We start from the raw sequence: 18,441 nt of genomic DNA, 5'->3' as shown, positions 1-18,441 counted from the left end.
GTCCGAGCCGGGCGGCCACCGTCGTCGGACGATGGCCGCCGCACACTCAGACCTCCCGTACCTCGAAGGCGTCCAGCACGAACTCCGACTTCCACGCTCCCCCGGTCTTCCGCAGACCGACCCAGGCCTCGCCCGCTTCGGGTGCGGTGAACTCATGGCTCCAGAGGGTCGGTTCGGTGGCCACCGGGATCGGGGCACGGTCCAGTTCGCGGGTGTCGACGCCGGTGATCCAGGCGTACTCCCCCGCCTTCTCGTTCTCGTAGCGGAACATCACCCGATAGCGCTTCCCCGGTTCGAAGCGCACCAGGTGCTGGACCGTGCGGTAGACCAGCCCTTCGTTCTCGCCGCGGGACTTCAGGGACTCCCCGCCGTCGATCACATCGTCGATGGCCTTGCCGTGCCAGCCGCGCTGGGTGAAGGGCGCGTGGCGTTGGGCGATATGGGTGCGGGGGTCGGTGGCGCCGCCCGCGTCACCCTTGACGAAGACTCCCCAGCCCTGGGGGATGTTCTCGAAGTCCTCGTAGGCCACCGTGCCCGGCTTGCGGGTGGGTCGAGCGGCGACGATCCGGACATTGTCGAAGCGGATACGGGCGTCACCGGCCGCGGCCCGCAGGCTGAGGTACACCGGGCCGCCGCCCTCGGGGACGGTGAAATAGGTGAACATCCGCTGGAAGCGGGTGCCGTGCTTCCGGTCGGCCGCCACATAGTTGACCGCCGTGGAGACATCGGTCCAGTTGCCCGCCGTCACACCGTCCGCGGTACGGACCTCCAGACTGGCGCGGCGGCGCTGACCGGCCCGCTCACCGACCTCGACCTGGACCGACGCGGCGTAGGGGCCCGGCTTCAACCGGGTCAGCCGCTGGCTCACGGCCGCCGTGGCGCCGGCGGCGATCACCAGTTCGTAGTCACCGATCGAACTCGGCGCGACCGACGCGGGACCGGTGACCGCCCAGCCGTCGAGGGAGCCCGAGGTGAAGCCGGGGTCATGCAAGGGGGTGGCCTGGCCCCAGTCGGGGTCGGACCGGGGACGGACCCGGGTGCGGTGGATGACATAGGGCTGGCCCGGTTCGGCGTCGATGGTGATCCGGCCACCGGAATTGACCCGCAGCTCGTCGATGTGTTCGCGGCCCTGGTCGGTGAGGCGGTACAGCGCCACCGTGGACCGGCCGCCCCAGCCGCGCGGAAGGCGCCACTCGCTCGTGCCACCGGCCGGGTTGTAGTGGTAGAGCTTCACGGGGTCGGTGGCCCGGCGCGGCTCCCAGGGCAGGAGGTACTTCCCGCCGTCGTACACCAGACGCCCGTCGGTGGTGATCTGACGGATGCCCTCGGCGTCGGAGACCGAGGTGGGACCGAAGAAGGTGATCTCATGATCGGTCCAGCGCTTGATGGGATGGGCCTGGAGGTACTTCGCCGGCAGGGACTCCGTCCAGATCAGCTCGTAGAACGCGTGCCAGTCGGTCTTTCCCACCCAGCCCTCGAAGTTGCTGGTACGGGGGATGCCCAGCAGGGTGGGCCACTTGTCCGCGAACACGTCCTTCTGATGGTTGCGGATGAAGCGGATCAGCTGGGAGTTGATGCCTCGGGAGGTGTCGGGTCCGTAGTCGGTCTCGGTCGCCCAGTGGGCCCACAGCGCCGAACGCTCCAGACCGTGGCCCCACTCCGTGGTGATCTCCCAGCCCTGTTCGCGTAGGGCACGCTGGAGGCGGTCCGATGTCCAGCCGGATTCGCGGAAGACATCGATGTAGAGCATGTTCAGCGCGGGATGGGTCTCGGCGCGCAGATCGGCGAAGCGCCGGATGATGTCACCGCTGACCAGATCGCGTCGCTGATCGATGCGGTACGACTGGTCCAGCCAGTCCCACTGTTCGTTCGCCTTGTCGACGAGTGTCTCGGAGAAGGCGTTGGCGACCGGGTAGGACTCGGTGGCGTTGACATGGACGCCGAAGTCACTGCCCCACTCGGCGCCTTCTCGCAGCAGGGTGTTGAGGTCACTGAGCCCGCCGGCGCGTTTGTTGTGATGGCCGGCGTAGTCGGGGTGGGCCGAGTCATGGCCCTCCGACTGATAGCCCTTGAGCAGGGTGTACTGCCGTAGCCCATCGGTCGCTAGCGAGATCCGTTTGACCTGGTCAAGCGTGGCGAGAAAGGGGTTGGTCGCCTGCGACGCGAAGTTGAAGGGGATATGCGGGACCACCCGTAGATGCTGCTCGTCGGCACCGAGCGGGGTGACCATGATGTCCCGGAAGGCGATGGCCGCGTCCTGCCAGTCGACGACGGAATCGCCGTTGCGGTCGCGGGTGATGACGACGGTGGCGTAGGGCAGTGGTTCGGTGGCGTCGATGGGCGCGGTGGCCGCGCGATGGGTCCACTGGCCGGGCACCAGTTGGGCCAGTACCTGGCCGTCCTTGGCCAGGGTCTGCCGCCAGAGCCTGCCGTTGTCCCAGGTGTTTCCGGCCGCGCTGGTGGGCTTGTCCCAGACGGTGTTGGTTTCGATCGCACCCCCGAGCCGGTCATGGGCGACGACGGCATAGGCACAGCCGGTGGGTCTGGCCTCCACCGGGGTGGCGGGTGTGAGCCGGATGAGGGTGTCGCCGCTGGTCGCCTTGTCCAGTTGGATACGGGCCGCGTGGAGCACGGCGCCCGGCTGGTCACTGCGGAGGGAGAGCAGGGCGAGCGCCGGGATCTGGAGCGTGCCCACGCGCAGGGCGCCGCTGTCCGCTATCCGGGTCACCCGCCAGTGAACCCGCCAGCCCTCCACCCGGATCTCCACATCGATCTCGGTGGGGCCGAAGACAAGGGTGTACGCGACACGGTCACGGCGGGCGCGTGCGGTCACCCGCTCCGGCGTACGGGCGACCGAGTCGATCAGTACGGAGGTGATCGGGTCCTGCTGCCCGTACAGCTGCGCACCGGTGTCGCGATCGGTGTACGAGATGATCCGCGGGAAGCCGCTGTCGACCCTGACATCGAGTTCGGATGAGCGCAGCACGTTCTCGGCCGGTCCCATGGGGGCCGCGAACGCGGTGCCCGCGGTGCCGATGGCCGCTCCGGCACCGGCCAGGGCGGTGGCGGCCACCACCGTTCTCCGACTGGGGCCGCGTTCTTCTGCGTACACGCTCGTCCTCCTCGCCACGGTGATTCGGTTCACGTCAATCTGCGCCGTGACGGCGAGCAGGGCCCATGGACAAAGCGGGGGCAGGTGTTGGACTAACCACACCTGCCCCGCCTGTCAGACGGCCCAAGGGGTTGCTCTCGACGGTGCTGTGCCGCGGAACTGCTCTCCGGAGCAGTCGGACGGTCCTCCGCGGGGACACCGCCCTGGAGAGTGGCCGTTCCGGTGTGTTCTAGAGGGTGGCCGTTCTAGAGGGTGGCTGCCGCTGACTTGATGGTGGCGGCGAAGTGGGACACCTCGGTGTAGACACCGGGGTAGTTGGGCTGGGCGCAGCCCTGGCCCCAGCTGACTATGCCGACCTGGACCCAGGCGTTGGCGTTGTCCCGACGGAACATGGGACCGCCGGAGTCACCCTGGCAGGTGTCGGTGCCCCCCTGGGGGAATCCGGCGCATATCTCCTCGCGGGCCACCAGGCTCGGGTAGGACCGCTGGCAGCTGGCGTCGGAGACGAACGGCACCTGGGCCTTGAGCAGATAGCGCTGCTGGGCGCCGCCCTCGCGTGCCGCGCCCCAGCCGGCGACCGTGAAGGTGCCGCTGTTGAAGGCGGCGGTGTCGGCGAGCTTGAGGGTCGGCAGATTGATGGGCTGGGCGAGCTTGATCAGCGCCCAGTCCTTGCCGGTGCCGTTGTAGCCGGGGGCCTGGAGGACCTTGGTGGAGCGGACCTTGGTGGCCGCACTGCTCTGCAGGTCGACGACGCCCGCGGTGGCGGTGATGGAGGTGGTGCTGCCGGAGCCACTGACACAGTGCGCTGCGGTCAGCACGACCTGCGGACTGATCAGGGAGCCACCACAGCCCATGGAGAGTCGCACCATGAAGGGGAACTCGCCCTGGGCGGCTCGGGTGCCACCGACGACGGGTGGGGCGGCGGCGGACGCGGTGCTGGGCTGGAGGCTTACGGCGGCGAGGAGCACCGCGCCGGCCGCAGCGCATCTCTTGAGGGTACGGAGAAGCTTCAACGGACTACCCTTCGTGGGGGGTTGAGAATTGCGCTCCCATCGGGCCAGGACCGCAAAAGGCATTGCTGTCATGTGCCCGACAAGACGGTGTCTGGGATTATGGAGAGTCGATCAGCTGTGCCACAAGGAGCAGTTTTCGGCCAGGTCAACCCAACGTTTCGGGCGGGCGGCTCCGTACAGTTGGAGTCCTGTGCGGCGCAGACGCGGGGGCAGGGGGACGCGACGTGGTGGCGAAGGGCAATGAGGTCGTCCATGGTTTTCCGCACCTCGACACCGTGCAGGCGGCCATCACCGCGCTGTATCGCAGGCTCTCCCCCGACGGCCTGCTCTCCTACGCGTCGAGCGTGCTCCCCGTCGATGTGGCCTTCTCCGACCAGGACGATCTTCATCTCGGGGCACAGGCCGTCGCCCGCGCGCTCGTGGCCCATCTGCGGCTGCCCGACGCACGGATGATCGTCAGCTTCCGCGAGATGCACCATGCGGCGGGCGTCGAACTCACCGCCGGGCCGGAGTACTTCATCGAGCTCAATGACCGCTTCCGCAGACATCGGCGGGACATCGGCGCGGCCCTCGCACATGAGATCACCCATGTGTGGTTGCACCGGCTGGACCTATCGTTTCCCGCCACGTACGACAACGAGATCCTCACCGACACCGTGACCACCTATCTGGGTGCCGGGTGGCTGCTGCTGGACGCGTTCCGGGAGGACCAGCTCTCCAGCCAGAAGCTGGGCTATCTCACCCCCGAGGAGTTCGGTTACGTCATGGCCAAGCGGGCCTTGTTGTTCAACGAGGACCCCTCGCCGTGGTTCACCAGCCCGCAGGGGTACACCGCGTACACCAAGGGGCGCGCCCAGGCCCTGCGGGAGGCCCGACAGCCGCCGCTGACCACTTCCGGCTGGGCCGCCCGGCACCGCTATGCGAAGGATCGACGGTACGCGCTGGAGCACGCGGGCCGTGGCCCGGTGAGCGGCCCCTCCTCCTATGTGTTCGAGCCGGGGCCGCAGGGGCTGCGGGTCTCCTTCCCCTGCCCCACCTGCCATCAGCGCATCCGACTTCCGGTACGAGGGCACACCCGGGCGCGCTGCGGACTGTGCCGCACGATTCTCGAATGCGACACCTGAGCGATCCTCATAAGCTCCGCCCATGAAGGATGCAGTGGCGCAAGGAACTGACGAGTTGTTCACCGCGATCTACGAGGGCGAGGACGACAGCGTCGTACGGCTGTTGAGGGCCGGGGTGAGTGCCCATGCGGTCGACGAGGAGGAGGAGACCACACTGCATCTGGCGGCGGTGCAGGATCTGCCCGGGATCGTTCGGCTGCTTCTCGCCGCGGGGGCGGACCCCAACCGGGGCAGCGGCCCGGACCAGGGAGAGCTACCGCTGTGCGCGGCAGCCGTCTGGGGCCATACGGAGGCGGTACGGGCCCTGCTCGCCGCGGGCGCGCGACCGGACGCGCGCGAGGAGTTCGGTGGCACCGCACTCCTCTGGGCGGCGGGGAACGGCCACGCCGACACCGTGGACGCACTGCTCAAGCAGGGCGCGGACATCACCCTCGCCGATGCGCGGCAGGAGTGCCCGCTGGTCCTCGCCGCGCGCCGGGGCTCCCCCGCGACCGTACGGGTGCTGCTGGAGCACGGCACGGACGAGACACAACGACGGGCGGCGCTGGACGAGTCACGGAAGTGGCTGGACGTAGATATCGCGGAAGAACTGGAGACAGGGCTGCTCCGCACCCATGGTGATGGGCATGAGTCCCGGACCCGCCGACTCGCACAGCAGGACGGGACGGGGATCGTGATGGTGGAGTTGCTGCGGGACGGGGAGCCGTTCGCGGGCCATGAGCGAGAGACGGGGCATCGGGCGATCGTCGCCCTGCTGGAAGGGGAGTTGGGCCAGCGGGCGGAATGAGAGCGGGGCGCGGGAAGGCGCGGCCGTTCAGCCGTACGGGAGGTGGTGTCTCGAACCCCGGCACCCTTCGGGGTCAATCTGCGCTCCGATGGAGCTGATGCTCAGGACGAGGTGCACATCCCCACCAAGGGGGCATACAGGCCGCGCCTTCCGCGCCCGGGGACGGTGAGGGCGGTGACGACGAAGGGGCGAAGGCCGCGCCATGGGTGCGGGGTCGCGATCGCGGTGGACAACGCCGGTGACTACCGCCGGAGGCCGGGTGACCAGGAGGCCCGGCTAGTCGGCCCGCGCCACACGGGACGGCAGGGCGAGAAGCGCCAGTGCCGTCAATCTGACGATGAGGGCACCCAACACCATCGGGAGAATGCCGTCGATCTCCAGGGCGAGATCCATCAGGCCGGCGACCCAGGACGCCGGCAGCCAGATGAGAGAGTCCTCGACGATGCCTATCACGGCGGGCATCAGCACCATGAGCGGATGTGCGGTTCTGGTGTTCTCCGGCCAAACACTGATGACTCGGTTGACGATGAGGAACAGGGCGATGGGGATCATCCGCGCCGCAATGGAGAAGCCACCCTCCATGGTGATGCCCGGCAGCAGGGCGATGGCGAGGGGCACTCCCCCGAGGAGCCCGCACACTTTTCTCTGGTCCTGCTGTTCCCTGTGTCAACTCATGGTTCAGATGATCGCACCAGCCCAACCATATTCGGGCAAGCGGTACTTAGGGGCGAAGAGTCCCGGCACAATGCCTTCATGACCACTACCGTGAGCACCAAGGCCGTCACATCCCGTGATCTCTGGCTTCTCTTCGAACCGATCCACTCCGTCACCTACTTCACCCCCGAAGGCACCTCCGTTTTCGAGGAGGCGGGCCTGCACGGCTTCTGGCGCGGCTACTTCGCCGGCCGGTCCGCACCGCTGGGAACGGTAGGCGCGGGAGCGGCGACGGGCGCGTTCTGCTCGTACGCCCCGGCGATGGTGGCCGAGGCGCTGCCCTCGGTCTGGACGCAGATCACTCCGGCCGAGGCACTCGACGTACGGCGGGAAGGGGCCCGAGCGGCGTTGGCCCGGCTGCTGGCCGAACAGGAGGAACGAGTCGAGCGGGCAGCCGAACTGCTGGCCGAGGTCGCCACCGCACCCGACTGCGCGGGCCGTACGCTCGCCGCCGCGAACGCCGCACTCCCCTGGCCCAAGGACCCGCTGGATCGGCTGTGGCAGGCGGCGACGATCCTGCGCGAGCACCGCGGCGACGGGTATGTGGCCGCACAGACCGCGGCGGACCTCGACGGCTGCGAGGTCCTGCTACTGCGTACGGGCATCGATCTGCCGCGCAGTGAACTCCAGCCCTACCGGGGCTGGACCGACAAGGAATGGGAAGCCGCGGGTCAACGCCTCCAGCAGCGGAGGCTACTGGCGTCGGACGGGCGAGCCACGGAGGACGGGCGGCGTCTTCACGCGGCGATCGAGGACACCACGGACCGAGTGGCTGCCCGCCCCTGGGCCGACGCCAATCTCCCCCTGCTCGCGGAGACCTTGACTCCGCTGGCGGACGCGGTGGCGAAGGTGCTGCGATTCCCGAACCCGGTGGGGCTGCCGGACCGCCCGGGACGATAGCGCTTCCCCCCGAACCAGGCCGGGCGGGACCTCCCGCCCGGCACCTCAGCGACCCGAGCAGACGCGGCCGCGCGGACAACCCCGCGGTAGGGGCCTTCGCGCGCACGGTCGCCGTCCAGGGTCCCCTTCAGCGGCGGCGACGGGTGACCAGCCCCGCCGCCGGGTGCCAGGACTGGAGCACCATCTCATCGCCGTCCACTGAGCTCCGCACCACATCCGACAGCTCCACCCGGAACAGGTGAAAGGGCAGCGGGTGCTCGATCGCCGCCGCGAACCGGGCCAGCTCCTCCTGGTCGGTGATCTCCACCGCGCGCCCGGAGAGCCTGACGTCACCGCCGTCCATGGAGCCGTCCGTCCCGGGGTTGGCGTGCAGGGCGAATCGAGGGTCGCGCAGCAGGTCGCGCGCCTTGAGGGAGTCGGGCATCATCCCCAGCCAGAGCTGATCCTCGCGGAAGATCACCTCAAGTCCGGTCACTCGTGGTGAGCCGTCCTTGCGCAGGGTGGCGAGCACATGGTGCAAGTACTTTGCGAAGCGGGCCTGCACAGTGGCGGCGAAGGCCGGCTCGGCCCGCTGGAAGTCGGCCCAGGAGGAGCCTGTAACGGAGTTCTCGGCAGTCATGGGGCCACCCCACCATGGAAACCCGACACCTTCTGTCAGGATTCACATCCGCCGGCGAAACGTGTTGTCCTGGGTAGTGGGGAAGTCCGCCGAACCGGTGGTGGAGAAGACCGTCGGAGCGGCGGTGGGGAGGGCGCCGATCCCCGTACATCTACACATCTGCACATCCGCACACCAAGGAGGACCCGATGGCGATCCTGATGCACGCCACTCTTCCCGGTGTCACCACGGAGCAGTACGACACCCTGAACACCGAACTCCAGGCGCTTCCCGGTGACACCTTCGCAGGCTGCCTCACCCATGTGTGTGTAGCCGGATCATCGGGCATCGAGGTGTATGACCTCTGGGAATCGCAGGAAGCGATGGAGAAGTTCTTCACGGTGATGATGCCGGTCACCGAACGGCTCGGCATGACCGGCCCGCCGCAGGCCCCAGACCAGTCCGAGGTCTACAACTACTGGGTGGCGAAGCGGTAGAGCCGGCCCAGAACCATCCGCACGGAGAGGGGACCCACCGGGGCACTACCACCGGGGGACCGCGAAACGCTCCAACGCGGCGAGAGGCCCCCGACCTCAGCCGATGATGCCTTGCGCTCTGGCCGCGGCCAGCCAGTTGGGGAACTCACCCACGAGCCGGTCATAGAGCTGGTCGTCCGGCACCTGCCGCGGATCGAGCCCGGCGTGGAAATAGCCGGCGTTGTCCACCAGGCGCTTGGCCGGGACGGCGAGCTCATCGAGCTTGCGCAGAAAGTCGAACTGCGTACTGCGCGTATTGCCGAAGCCGACGAACTGCCAGAACAGCGGTAGCTTCGCCGCCTTGCAGACATAGCGCTCGGCGGCGAGCTTGTTGATCGGTCCACCGTCGGTCTGGAAGATCACCAGCGCGGGCGCGGTCGATCCGCTGTCGAGGTAGTGGTCGATGACGGCGTCCATCGCCAGGTGGTAGCTGGTCTTGCCCATGTGCCCCAGACCGGCGACTATCTGTGCGACGCGGCCGTGGTGGTTCTCCAGGGCGATATCGGTGACCGCGTCGACATCGGTGGAGAAGAAGACGACCGGGACGACTCCATCGTCATCGAGATTGGCGGACAGGCCCAGCACCCGGTCCGCGAGCGCCTGGACGCTGCCGTCCTTGTAGTAGTCGCGCATGGAACCGGAGTAGTCCAACACCAGGTAGACCGACGCGCGATATCCGTCGAGGCTGTGCTTGCGAAGTGAGACACCAGCCGACTTGTAGAGGCTGACCAGGGCGGGCGCTCGCTGCTCGACCTTCTGAAGACTGATCGCCGGCCCCCCGGTGTCGCGCCGCAGTATGGCCACCATGAGGCTCCCCCTTCATCCGCCAGCGGGCGGCTGACATCCCGATAGATCAACAGTCCTGCTGAGATTACGTCATAGGTACGACATCAGGCCGGCGACCGACAGAAGGGCTTGACCTCAAGCAACATTGAGGTTCAACGATGGGCGTATGACCTCGCCACGGCTGTCACGGCCCCTGCTCACCCTGCTCGTCGTCCTCTTCGGCTATCTCTCGTTGCCGATGGGGATGACCGGCACCTCCGTCGCCCTCCCCGAGATCGGCCGGGACCTCAACGCCTCCGGTGCGGCCCTCCAGTGGGTGGTCACCGGGTACATGCTCGCCGCCTCGTCCATGATGCTGGTCGCGGGCTCGCTCGGCGACCTCTTCGGGCGGCGGAAGGTGTACACCCTCGGGGCGCTGCTCTACGCGGTGGGCATCCTCGGGTCTGCCGCAGCGCCGAACGTTCTGCTGCTCGATGCCGCCCGCACGGTGGCGGGTGTGGGAGGTGCGGCGGTGATGGCGGGCGGCGGAGCCATCACCGCCACCGTCTTCGAAGGCCCCGCGCGGGCCCGGGCGTTCGCTGCCGTGGGCACCACCGCCGGGGTGGGGCTGGCTCTTGGCCCGACCCTGTCCGGCTGGTTGGTGGGGTCACTGGGCTGGCGGTCGTCCTTCGTGGTGTTCGGAGTCGCCGGGGTGCTGATCGTGTTCGCCACCCGGTTGATACCCGAGTCCCGAGCGGCGGTACGGCCGCGCGTCGACCGGCCGGGGGTGGCCGCCTTCATCGCGAGCCTGGCGCTGTTGATGTTCGCCGTCACCCAGGGTTCCCAGTCGGGGTGGCTCAGTGCGGCGGTACTCGCCCCCCTCACCGCCGGGGTGGTCCTGATGGTGGCCTTCGTCCGCATCGAGCGGCGCAGCGACCACCCGGTACTCGACCTCACCCTGGTCCGGGATCGTTCCTTCTCCGCCTGGCTGGTCAGCGCGGTGTTCATCACCGCGGGCTCGGTGGGGGTGCTGGTCTTCCTGCCGACCTATCTCCAGGGCACGGGCGGGCTTTCGGCGGGGGACACCGGGTTGATCATGGTGATGACGACCGCTCCGGTCTTTGTCTTCCCCTCGGTCGGTGGACGACTTGTCTCACTGGGGCTGGCCGCGCGCCATCTGATTCTGGGCGCGCTGCTGCTGACCGCGGTGGGCAATCTCTGGCTGGCCTTCGCCCTCGCACCGGACGCGGGGCCCGCCGTGCTCGCTGGCCCGCTGCTACTGATCGGGACCGGCAGTGGACTCGCGCTGGGCCAGTTGGAGGTGCAGGCGTTGGGAGCAGTCGCACCGGAGCGGGTGGGCATGGCATCGGGGCTGTTGGGCACGGCACGCGGTGGGGCGGGCGCCCTGGTCATGGCGGGGTTCGGCTCCTTGCTGGTGACGCTGGTACAGGCGCAGACCGGTGACCGCGGCCACGCGGCTCGGGTGACCGCGGGTCAACGCCCCGAACGGGCGGGCGAGTTCACCGCGGCCTGGCAGTTGGTGGTGGCAGGGGTGGGAGTGACACTGATCGCGTCGGCGATCGTGGTCCACCGCCTGTTGCGTTCGGCCGCTGTGCGATCAGCCCAGCCGGCGAAGGAGCCGTCACCAGGGATCGGGAACCCGTCGGGAACGGCCGCGGCGAGTGAGTCGCGGACCGGGGCGAACTGGCAGCCCGACCCCGGTCAACCGCTGACGGAGCCGATCCAGACCAGGTGAGGAGTGCGTATCCCCAGTCCCGCCCGAGCCACCCCGCCCAACGCGGACCGCACCGGCGTGCCAACCGACTGGATCGACCGAACGGACCGACCAACAGCCAGGACTCGGACGGGAGACAGCGGATTCCCGGGGTCGTGCGGAAGCCGCCCCGAGGTGCTCAGCGTCCAGCAGCCATGGAGACGCAACCGCCCCGAACAGCGATGCGACGCCTGCCCAGGTCCGGTCGGGGACGGGGCAGGCGCCGCGCTAGTTCCGTACACCGTTGTACGGGACGATCACCGGGGCTGCTGGGCCCCGTTTCGGCAGCCGGCCTCGGTTGTGCCCGAGACCGTGGCCTGGTGTGCTGGGTCTGTTTCTACACCTGTTCCGCGAGTGTTTCCGGGGAATCAGACGGTCAGTGAGCGATCCGTCGGTCGAACCGGTGCGGGCAGCTCGCTCGTCCCGGTCAGAAAGCGGTCCACACCACGGGCGGCCGAGCGGCCCTCCGCGATGGCCCAGACGATCAGCGACTGGCCGCGGCCCGCGTCACCGGCGACGTAGACGCCATCGACATTGGTCGCGTAGTCGGCGTCGCGAACGATGTTTCCGCGGCCGTCGAGTTCCAGTCCGAACTGCTGGACCAGGCCGTTCGCCTGGTCAGTGCCGGTGAAGCCCATCGCCAGGGTGACCAGCTGGGCCGGAATGCTCCGCTCGGTGCCGGGCTTCTGCTCCAGCTTGCCGTCCTTGAACTCGACCTCGACCAGGTGCAGCGCCTGGACATGGCCGTCCGCATCGCCTTCGAAGTGGGTGGTGGAGACGGAGTAGACCCGTTCACCGCCCTCCTCGTGGGCGGAGGTGACCTTGTAGAGCATGGGGAAGGTGGGCCAGGGCTGGCCGGGGCTGCGGTCATCGCCCGGGCGGGGCATGATCTCCAGCTGGGTGACGGAGGCAGCGCCCTGGCGATGGGCGGTGCCCACACAGTCGGCGCCGGTGTCGCCGCCGCCGATGACGACGACGTGCTTGCCTTCGGCGGTGATCGGCGGGGCGATGAAGTCGCCCTCCTGCACCTTGTTGGCGAGCGGCAGATACTCCATCGCGAAGTGGATGCCGCTCAGCTCACGGCCCGGAACGGGCAGATCACGGGAGACGGTCGCTCCGGCGGCGATGACCACCGAGTCATAGCGGCGCCGCAGCTGGGCGGCCTCGATGTCCCGGCCGACCTCGACCTCGGTACGGAACTTGGTGCCCTCCGCGCGCATCTGCTCGATACGGCGGTTGATGTGCACCTTCTCCATCTTGAACTCGGGGATGCCGTACCGCAGCAGTCCGCCGATCCGGTCGGCGCGCTCATAGACGACGACGGTGTGGCCGGCCCGGGTCAGCTGCTGGGCGGCGGCCAGACCGGCCGGGCCCGAGCCGATGACGGCGACCGTCTTGCCCGAGAGGCGCTCCGGGGGCTGCGGAGTGACATCGCCGGAGTCCCAGGCCTTGTCGATGATGGAGACTTCGACGTTCTTGATGGTCACCGCGGGCTGGTTGATGCTGAGGACACAGGCCGACTCACAGGGCGCGGGGCACAGCCGCCCGGTGAACTCCGGGAAGTTGTTGGTGGCGTGCAGCCGCTCGCTGGCCGCCGCCCAGTCCTCACGGTAGGCGAAGTCGTTCCACTCGGGGATGAGGTTTCCGAGAGGACAGCCGTTGTGGCAGAACGGGATGCCGCAGTCCATGCAGCGACCGGCCTGCTTGCTGATGATCGGCAGCAGGGAGCCGGGAACGTAGACCTCGTCCCAGTCCTTGAGGCGCTCGCCCACGGGACGGGATGTGGCGCCTTGGCGCCCGGTGGTCAGGAAGCCCTTGGGGTCAGCCATTGATCGCCGCCTCCATCATCTTCTCGGTGGTCTCCTGCTCGGAGAGACCGGCGAGCTCAGCGGCGTCCTTGGCGGCGAGCACTGCCTTGTAAGTAGTGGGAATGATCTTGCCGAACCGTTCGACGCTCACCGACCAGTCGGCCAGCAGCTTCTCGGCGACGGTGGAGCCGGTCTCCTCCTGGTGCCGGCGCACGACATCGTGCAGCCACTGCCGATCGGTGTCGGTGAGCGGCTCGATCGCCGTCAGATTGCCGGAGTTGACGTTGTCCCGGTCAAGGTCGATGACAAAGGCGACGCCGCCCGACATACCGGCCGCGAAGTTACGTCCGGTCTCGCCGAGGACGACCGCGTAACCACCGGTCATGTACTCGCAGCCATGGTCACCCACGCCTTCGGAGACCACGGTCGCACCGGAGTTGCGGACACAGAAGCGTTCGCCGGTCCGACCCCGTAGGAACAGCTCACCGCCCGTGGCCCCGTACGCGATGGTGTTGCCCGCGATGGTGGAGAACTCGGCGAGGTGGTCGGCGCCGCGGTCGGGCCGGACGATGACCCGGCCACCGGAGAGGCCCTTGCCGACGTAGTCGTTGGCGTCGCCCTCCAGCCGGAGGGTGACACCGCGCGGTACGAAGGCGCCGAAGGACTGACCCGCGGAGCCCGTGAAGGTGATGTCGATGGTGTCGTCGGGCAGTCCGGCACCGCCGAACGCCTTGGTCACCTCATACCCGAGCATGGTGCCCACGGTGCGGTTGATGTTGCGGATGGCGACCTGGGCGCGCACCGGCTGGGCGGCCTCGGGGCTCTCCGCCTTCAGCGCGTCGGCCGCGAGCTTGATCAGCTCGTTGTCGAGCGCCTTCGCCAGTCCGTGGTCCTGCTCGATGATCGCGTGACGGACCGCGCCATCGGCGAGGTGGGGGACGTGGAAGAGGGGCGCCAGATCGAGGCCCTGGGCCTTGAAGTGGCTGACGGCCCGCTCGGTCTCCAGGAGTTCGGCGTGGCCGACGGCCTCTTCGACGGAGCGGAAGCCCAGCTCGGCGAGGAGTTCGCGCACTTCTTCGGCGATGAACTGGAAGTAGTTGACGACGTACTCGGCCTTGCCGGAGAAGCGGTCACGCAGCACCGGGTTCTGGGTGGCGATACCGACCGGGCAGGTGTCCAGATGACAGACACGCATCATGATGCAGCCGGAGACCACCAGCGGAGCGGTGGCGAAGCAGAACTCCTCGGCGCCCAGCAGCGTGGCGATGACCACATCGCGACCGGTCTTGAGCTGACCGTCGGTCTGGACGACGATCCGGTCCCGCAACCCGTTGAGCAGCAGGGTCTGCTGGGTCTCGGCGAGTCCCAGCTCCCAGGGGCCGCCCGCGTGCTTCAGCGAGGTCAGCGGGGAGGCTCCCGTACCGCCGTCGTGTCCGGAGATCAGGACCACGTCGGCGTGGGCCTTGGAGACACCCGCGGCGACCGTGCCGACTCCGACCTCGGAGACCAGCTTGACGTGGATGCGCGCCCGCGGGTTGGCGTTCTTCAGGTCGTGGATCAGCTGGGCGAGATCCTCGATGGAGTAGATGTCGTGGTGCGGCGGCGGGGAGATCAGACCCACGCCGGGGGTGGAGTGCCGGGTCTTGGCGACCCAGGGGTAGACCTTGTGCCCTGGCAGCTGGCCGCCCTCGCCCGGCTTGGCGCCCTGGGCCATCTTGATCTGGATGTCATCGGCGTTGACCAGGTACTCGCTGGTGACACCGAAACGACCGGAGGCGACCTGCTTGATGCTGGAGCGGCGGACCGGGTCGTACAACCGGTCCGAGTCCTCGCCGCCCTCACCGGTGTTGGACTTGCCACCGAGCTGGTTCATGGCGATCGCGAGGGTCTCATGGGCCTCCTGCGAGATGGACCCGTAGGACATGGCGCCGGTGGAGAACCGCTTGACGATCTCGCTGACCGGCTCGACCTCATCGAGGGGGATGGACTCGCGCCCGCTCTTGAAGCCGAAGAGCCCGCGGAGGGTCATCAGCCGCTCGGACTGCTCGTTCACCCGGTCCGTGTACTGCTTGAAGATGTCGTAACGACGGTTGCGGGTGGAGTGCTGGAGGCGGAAGACGGTGTCCGGGTCGAAGAGGTGCGGCTCACCCTCGCGGCGCCACTGGTACTCGCCGCCGATGTCCAGCGCGCGGTGCGCCGGGGCGATGCCCGATGTGGGGTACGCCTTGGTGTGCCGGGCCGCGACCTCGTCGGCGATGATGGCGAGGCCCGCGCCGCCGATCTTGCTGGCGGTGCCGTTGAAGTACTTCTCCACGAAGGCCGAGTCCAGACCGATGGCCTCGAAGACCTGTGCGCCACGGTAGGAGGCGACGGTGGAGATGCCCATCTTGGACATGACCTTGAGGACGCCCTTGCCGAGGGCGTAGATCAGGTTGCGGATGGCCTGCTCGGACTCGATGCCCTCGATGAAGGTGCCCGCGCGGACCAGGTCCTCGACCGTCTCCATGGCGAGGTAGGGGTTGACCGCGGCGGCGCCGAACCCGATCAGCAGGGCCACATGGTGGACCTCGCGCACATCGCCCGCCTCGACGAGCAGACCCACCTGGGTGCGCTGCTTGGTGCGGATGAGGTGGTGATGGACCGCCGAGGTGAGCAGCAGGGAGGGGATCGGGGCGTGCTCGGCGTCCGAGTGGCGGTCGGAGAGCACGACCAGCCGGGCGCCGCTCTCTATGGCGGCGTCGACCTCGGCGCAGATGTCGTCGATACGGGCGGCGAGCGCCTCGCCCCCGCCGCTGACGCGGTAGAGGCCGGAGAGCGTGGCGGCCTTCATCCCCGGCATGTCGCCGTCGGCGTTGATGTGGATGAGCTTGGCCAGCTCATCGTTGTCGATCACCGGGAAGGGCAGGGTGACGCTACGGCAGGAGGCCGCGGTGGGCTCCAGGATGTTGCCGGCGGGGCCCAGCGACGAGCGCAGCGAGGTGACCAGTTCCTCGCGGATGGCGTCCAGCGGCGGGTTGGTGACCTGTGCGAAGAGCTGGGTGAAGTAGTCGAACAGCAGCCGCGGGCGCGCTGAGAGGGCGGCGATCGGAGAGTCGGTTCCCATGGAGCCGAGGGGCTCGCCGGCAGTCCTCGCCATCGGCGCGAGGATGATGCGCAGCTCCTCCTCCGTGTAACCGAAGGTCTGCTGACGGCGGGTGACCGAGGCGTGGGTGTGGACGATGTGCTCACGCTCGGGCAGATCGCTGAGCTCGATGATGCCCGCGTCCAGCCACTCCGCGTACGGCTGCTCGGCGGCGAGGGTGGACTTGATCTCGTCGTCCTCGATGATGCGGTGTTCCGCGGTGTCGACGAGGAACATCTTGCCCGGCTGGAGCCGGCCCTTGCGGACGACCTTGGCGGGGTCGATGTCGAGGACGCCGACCTCGGACGAGAGGACGACCAGGCCGTCATCGGTGACCCAGTAGCGGCCGGGGCGCAGACCGTTGCGGTCGAGTACCGCGCCGACCTGGACGCCGTCGGTGAAGGTGACGCAGGCGGGGCCGTCCCAGGGCTCCATCATCGTCGCGTGGTACTGGTAGAAGGCCCGCCTGGCCGGGTCCATCGAGTCATGGTTCTCCCATGCCTCGGGAACCATCATCAGGACGGAGTGCGGTAGCGAGCGCCCACCGAGGTGGAGCAGTTCCAGCACCTCGTCGAAGGACGCCGAGTCGGAGGCGTCGGGGGTGCAGACCGGGAAGATCCGCTCCAGGCTCTGGGCGTCCTCGCCGCCGAAGAGGTCCGAGAGCAGCTGGGACTCGCGGGCCCGCATCCAGTTGCGGTTGCCCTTGACGGTGTTGATCTCACCGTTGTGGGCGACGAAGCGGTACGGGTGGGCCAGCGGCCAACTCGGGAAGGTGTTGGTCGAGAACCGCGAGTGGACGAGTGCGACGGCGGTGGCGATGCGCCGGTCGGAGAGATCCGGGAAGAAGGGCTCCAGCTGGCCGGTGGTCAGCATTCCCTTGTAGACGATGGTGCGCGCGGAGAGCGAAGGGAAGTAGACGCCTGCCTCGCGCTCGGCGCGCTTGCGCAGGACGAACGCCTTGCGGTCCAGGGCGATGCCCTGGCTCGCGCCGTCACCGACGAAGAGCTGGCGGAAGACGGGCATGGTGGCTCGGGCGGTGGCGCCGAGCAGCTGAGGAGCCACCGGGACCTCGCGCCAGCCGAGGACGGTGAGTCCTTCGTCAGCGGCAATCGTCTCGATACGTGAGACCGCGTCGTCGGTGCCCTGCTCCGGCAGGAAGGCGATTCCGACGGCGTACGCCCCGGCCTCGGGCAGCTCACATCCGCTGACCTCGCGTAGAAACGCGTCCGGAACCTGGAGCAGGATGCCGGCGCCGTCACCCGAGTCGGGCTCGGAGCCGGTGGCACCCCGGTGCTCAAGGTTGCGGAGTACGGTCAGCGCCTGTTCCACCAGCTCATGGCTGGCCACACCAGTGAGGGTGGCCACAAACCCGACACCACAGGCGTCGTGTTCATTGCGAGGGTCGTACATCCCCTGAGCAGCGGGGCGACCGTCCATGGGCGACCAGGCGTCGGAACGCATCGGCTCTCCCGTCGTCGTCGTGGCATGTTCAGTGCCGAGGGACGACGTTGGCCCTCTGCGAAATTTCGTGCAGGTTACATGATGGAGCGATTCTCGAAAAGTGGATTCTTCATTCCAACATGCGGACACCGCTGGGGGTGGGATAGGTCGCCGTGGGACAGATCGATATCCGCAGGCCCTCTGTGCGGAGCAGGCTTCATTGCCGGCGGCGCCTACGGCTCATGCCCTGTGGTGACGGACTCGAAACCGTTGGGTTACCTGACTGTTTTTGCAGCGCCACGCATATTGTGTCACCCGACGGGGAATCCGGCTCGGGGACGTCTGTCACACCCCTGCTGGCCTGCGAAAAGCCCACCCCGAACGCGGAGCGTACGCGGGGTTACACCGTGCGGCGTAGGGAAATCGGCCGGGTACGTCGGCTCACCGCCCGCGCATCCCGGGTGCCCGCCGATCTGCCCGCGGATCCCGGGTCCCCAACGATCTGGCCCCCGCAGTCCCCCGCGTCCCCCAACGATCCGAAGGGGAAGGCGGCGCTGACAACACGGCACCGATGCGGAACCGGGGCCCGGTTCCGGGCGGCGGGACGCGGTGTCCGGGTCGGGCCACCGCACCATCGGGCCGGACGGGCGGCACCGAGTGGCCGTGCCGAGTAGTCGGCGGGGGTCACGCTGGCTCACCGCGGTGGGCGCCGTCTACCCGCCCGCGCCTGTCCTGCTCTTCCCCTGTCT

The 18,441-nt window shown here is 68.5% G+C and carries 12 protein-coding genes; 5 read left to right on the top strand and 7 right to left on the bottom strand.

Features of this window, described 5'->3' with window-relative positions; all coding sequences use genetic code 11:
• Positions 1-46 precede the first annotated feature (46 nt).
• Together NBG84_RS21195 and NBG84_RS21190 are read right to left on the bottom strand one after the other, a co-directional pair.
• Positions 47-3,112 carry an endo-alpha-N-acetylgalactosaminidase family protein gene (locus NBG84_RS21195; RefSeq protein ID WP_250921128.1) on the bottom strand — a complete coding sequence of 1,022 codons (3,066 nt, stop codon included), beginning with the start codon at positions 3,110-3,112 and terminating at the stop codon, positions 47-49.
• 245 nt (positions 3,113-3,357) lie between these two features.
• On the bottom strand, positions 3,358-4,125 hold the full coding sequence (locus tag NBG84_RS21190; RefSeq protein WP_250921127.1) for a S1 family peptidase: 768 nt from the start codon (positions 4,123-4,125) through the stop codon (positions 3,358-3,360).
• Between the two features lie 227 nt (positions 4,126-4,352).
• On the opposite strand from NBG84_RS21190, the gene NBG84_RS21185 reads away from it, so the two are divergent.
• The gene (locus NBG84_RS21185; protein WP_250921126.1) at positions 4,353-5,249 is read left to right on the top strand and encodes a hypothetical protein; all 897 of its coding nucleotides are present in this window, start codon (positions 4,353-4,355) and stop codon (positions 5,247-5,249) included.
• A 22-nt stretch (positions 5,250-5,271) separates the two neighbouring features.
• The gene (locus NBG84_RS21180) at positions 5,272-6,036 is read left to right on the top strand and encodes an ankyrin repeat domain-containing protein (RefSeq protein WP_250921125.1); all 765 of its coding nucleotides are present in this window, start codon (positions 5,272-5,274) and stop codon (positions 6,034-6,036) included.
• Positions 6,037-6,312: 276 nt separating this feature from the next.
• Here NBG84_RS21180 and NBG84_RS21175 read toward each other — a convergent pair whose 3' ends face one another.
• On the bottom strand, positions 6,313-6,675 hold the full coding sequence (locus NBG84_RS21175; protein WP_250921124.1) for a hypothetical protein: 363 nt from the start codon (positions 6,673-6,675) through the stop codon (positions 6,313-6,315).
• Between the two features lie 114 nt (positions 6,676-6,789).
• Here NBG84_RS21175 and NBG84_RS21170 point away from each other — a divergent pair, with 114 nt between their 5' ends.
• Positions 6,790-7,650 carry an SCO6745 family protein gene (locus NBG84_RS21170; protein ID WP_250921123.1) on the top strand — a complete coding sequence of 287 codons (861 nt, stop codon included), beginning with the start codon at positions 6,790-6,792 and terminating at the stop codon, positions 7,648-7,650.
• 127 nt (positions 7,651-7,777) lie between these two features.
• Here the strand turns inward: NBG84_RS21170 and NBG84_RS21165 are convergent, their stop codons facing one another.
• Complete coding sequence (locus tag NBG84_RS21165; protein ID WP_250921122.1) at positions 7,778-8,269, bottom strand: pyridoxamine 5'-phosphate oxidase family protein; 492 nt, start codon at positions 8,267-8,269, stop codon at positions 7,778-7,780.
• 188 nt (positions 8,270-8,457) lie between these two features.
• Between NBG84_RS21165 and NBG84_RS21160 the strand changes: the two genes are divergently transcribed.
• Complete coding sequence (locus NBG84_RS21160) at positions 8,458-8,745, top strand: hypothetical protein (protein ID WP_250921121.1); 288 nt, start codon at positions 8,458-8,460, stop codon at positions 8,743-8,745.
• Between the two features lie 96 nt (positions 8,746-8,841).
• On the opposite strand, the gene NBG84_RS21155 is transcribed toward NBG84_RS21160, so the two are convergent.
• Entirely contained in the window at positions 8,842-9,591 is a 750-nt protein-coding gene (locus NBG84_RS21155; protein WP_250921120.1) for a vWA domain-containing protein, read from the bottom strand.
• A 145-nt stretch (positions 9,592-9,736) separates the two neighbouring features.
• Here NBG84_RS21155 and NBG84_RS21150 point away from each other — a divergent pair, with 145 nt between their 5' ends.
• Positions 9,737-11,305: an MFS transporter gene (locus NBG84_RS21150; RefSeq protein ID WP_250921119.1), complete on the top strand. Its 1,569-nt coding sequence runs from the start codon at positions 9,737-9,739 to the stop codon at positions 11,303-11,305.
• A gap of 386 nt (positions 11,306-11,691) precedes the next feature.
• Here the strand turns inward: NBG84_RS21150 and NBG84_RS21145 are convergent, their stop codons facing one another.
• Together NBG84_RS21145 and gltB are read right to left on the bottom strand one after the other, a co-directional pair.
• Positions 11,692-13,152 (bottom strand): glutamate synthase subunit beta, encoded by a 1,461-nt coding sequence (locus NBG84_RS21145; RefSeq protein WP_250921118.1) that lies wholly within the window; start codon positions 13,150-13,152, stop codon positions 11,692-11,694.
• Entirely contained in the window at positions 13,145-17,713 is a 4,569-nt protein-coding gene (gene gltB / locus NBG84_RS21140) for a glutamate synthase large subunit (RefSeq protein WP_250921117.1), read from the bottom strand. Before gltB ends, NBG84_RS21145 begins: the two co-directional genes overlap by 8 nt.
• Between the last annotated feature and the right edge of the window lie 728 nt (positions 17,714-18,441).

Origin of the sequence: Streptomyces albipurpureus (assembly GCF_023701525.1) — a bacterium.
In the GTDB taxonomy this organism is placed as follows: Bacteria; Actinomycetota; Actinomycetes; order Streptomycetales; family Streptomycetaceae; genus Streptomyces; species Streptomyces albipurpureus.
The sequence above is the reverse complement of the archived record's forward strand: the minus strand, read 5'-3'. Positions and strand labels throughout refer to the sequence as shown.

Bases quoted from the DNA above. Each gene is read 5' to 3' on its own strand.
- NBG84_RS21180 (WP_250921125.1), top strand. From the start codon at position 5,272: ATGAAGGATGCAGTGGCGCAAGGAACTGACGAGTTGTTCACCGCGATC.
- NBG84_RS21170 (WP_250921123.1), top strand. From the start codon at position 6,790: ATGACCACTACCGTGAGCACCAAGGCCGTCACATCCCGTGATCTCTGG.
- NBG84_RS21165 (WP_250921122.1), bottom strand. From the start codon at position 8,269: ATGACTGCCGAGAACTCCGTTACAGGCTCCTCCTGGGCCGACTTCCAG.
- NBG84_RS21160 (WP_250921121.1), top strand. From the start codon at position 8,458: ATGGCGATCCTGATGCACGCCACTCTTCCCGGTGTCACCACGGAGCAG.
- NBG84_RS21155 (WP_250921120.1), bottom strand. From the start codon at position 9,591: ATGGTGGCCATACTGCGGCGCGACACCGGGGGGCCGGCGATCAGTCTT.
- NBG84_RS21150 (WP_250921119.1), top strand. From the start codon at position 9,737: ATGACCTCGCCACGGCTGTCACGGCCCCTGCTCACCCTGCTCGTCGTC.
- NBG84_RS21145 (WP_250921118.1), bottom strand. From the start codon at position 13,152: ATGGCTGACCCCAAGGGCTTCCTGACCACCGGGCGCCAAGGCGCCACA.
- gltB (WP_250921117.1), bottom strand. From the start codon at position 17,713: ATGCGTTCCGACGCCTGGTCGCCCATGGACGGTCGCCCCGCTGCTCAG.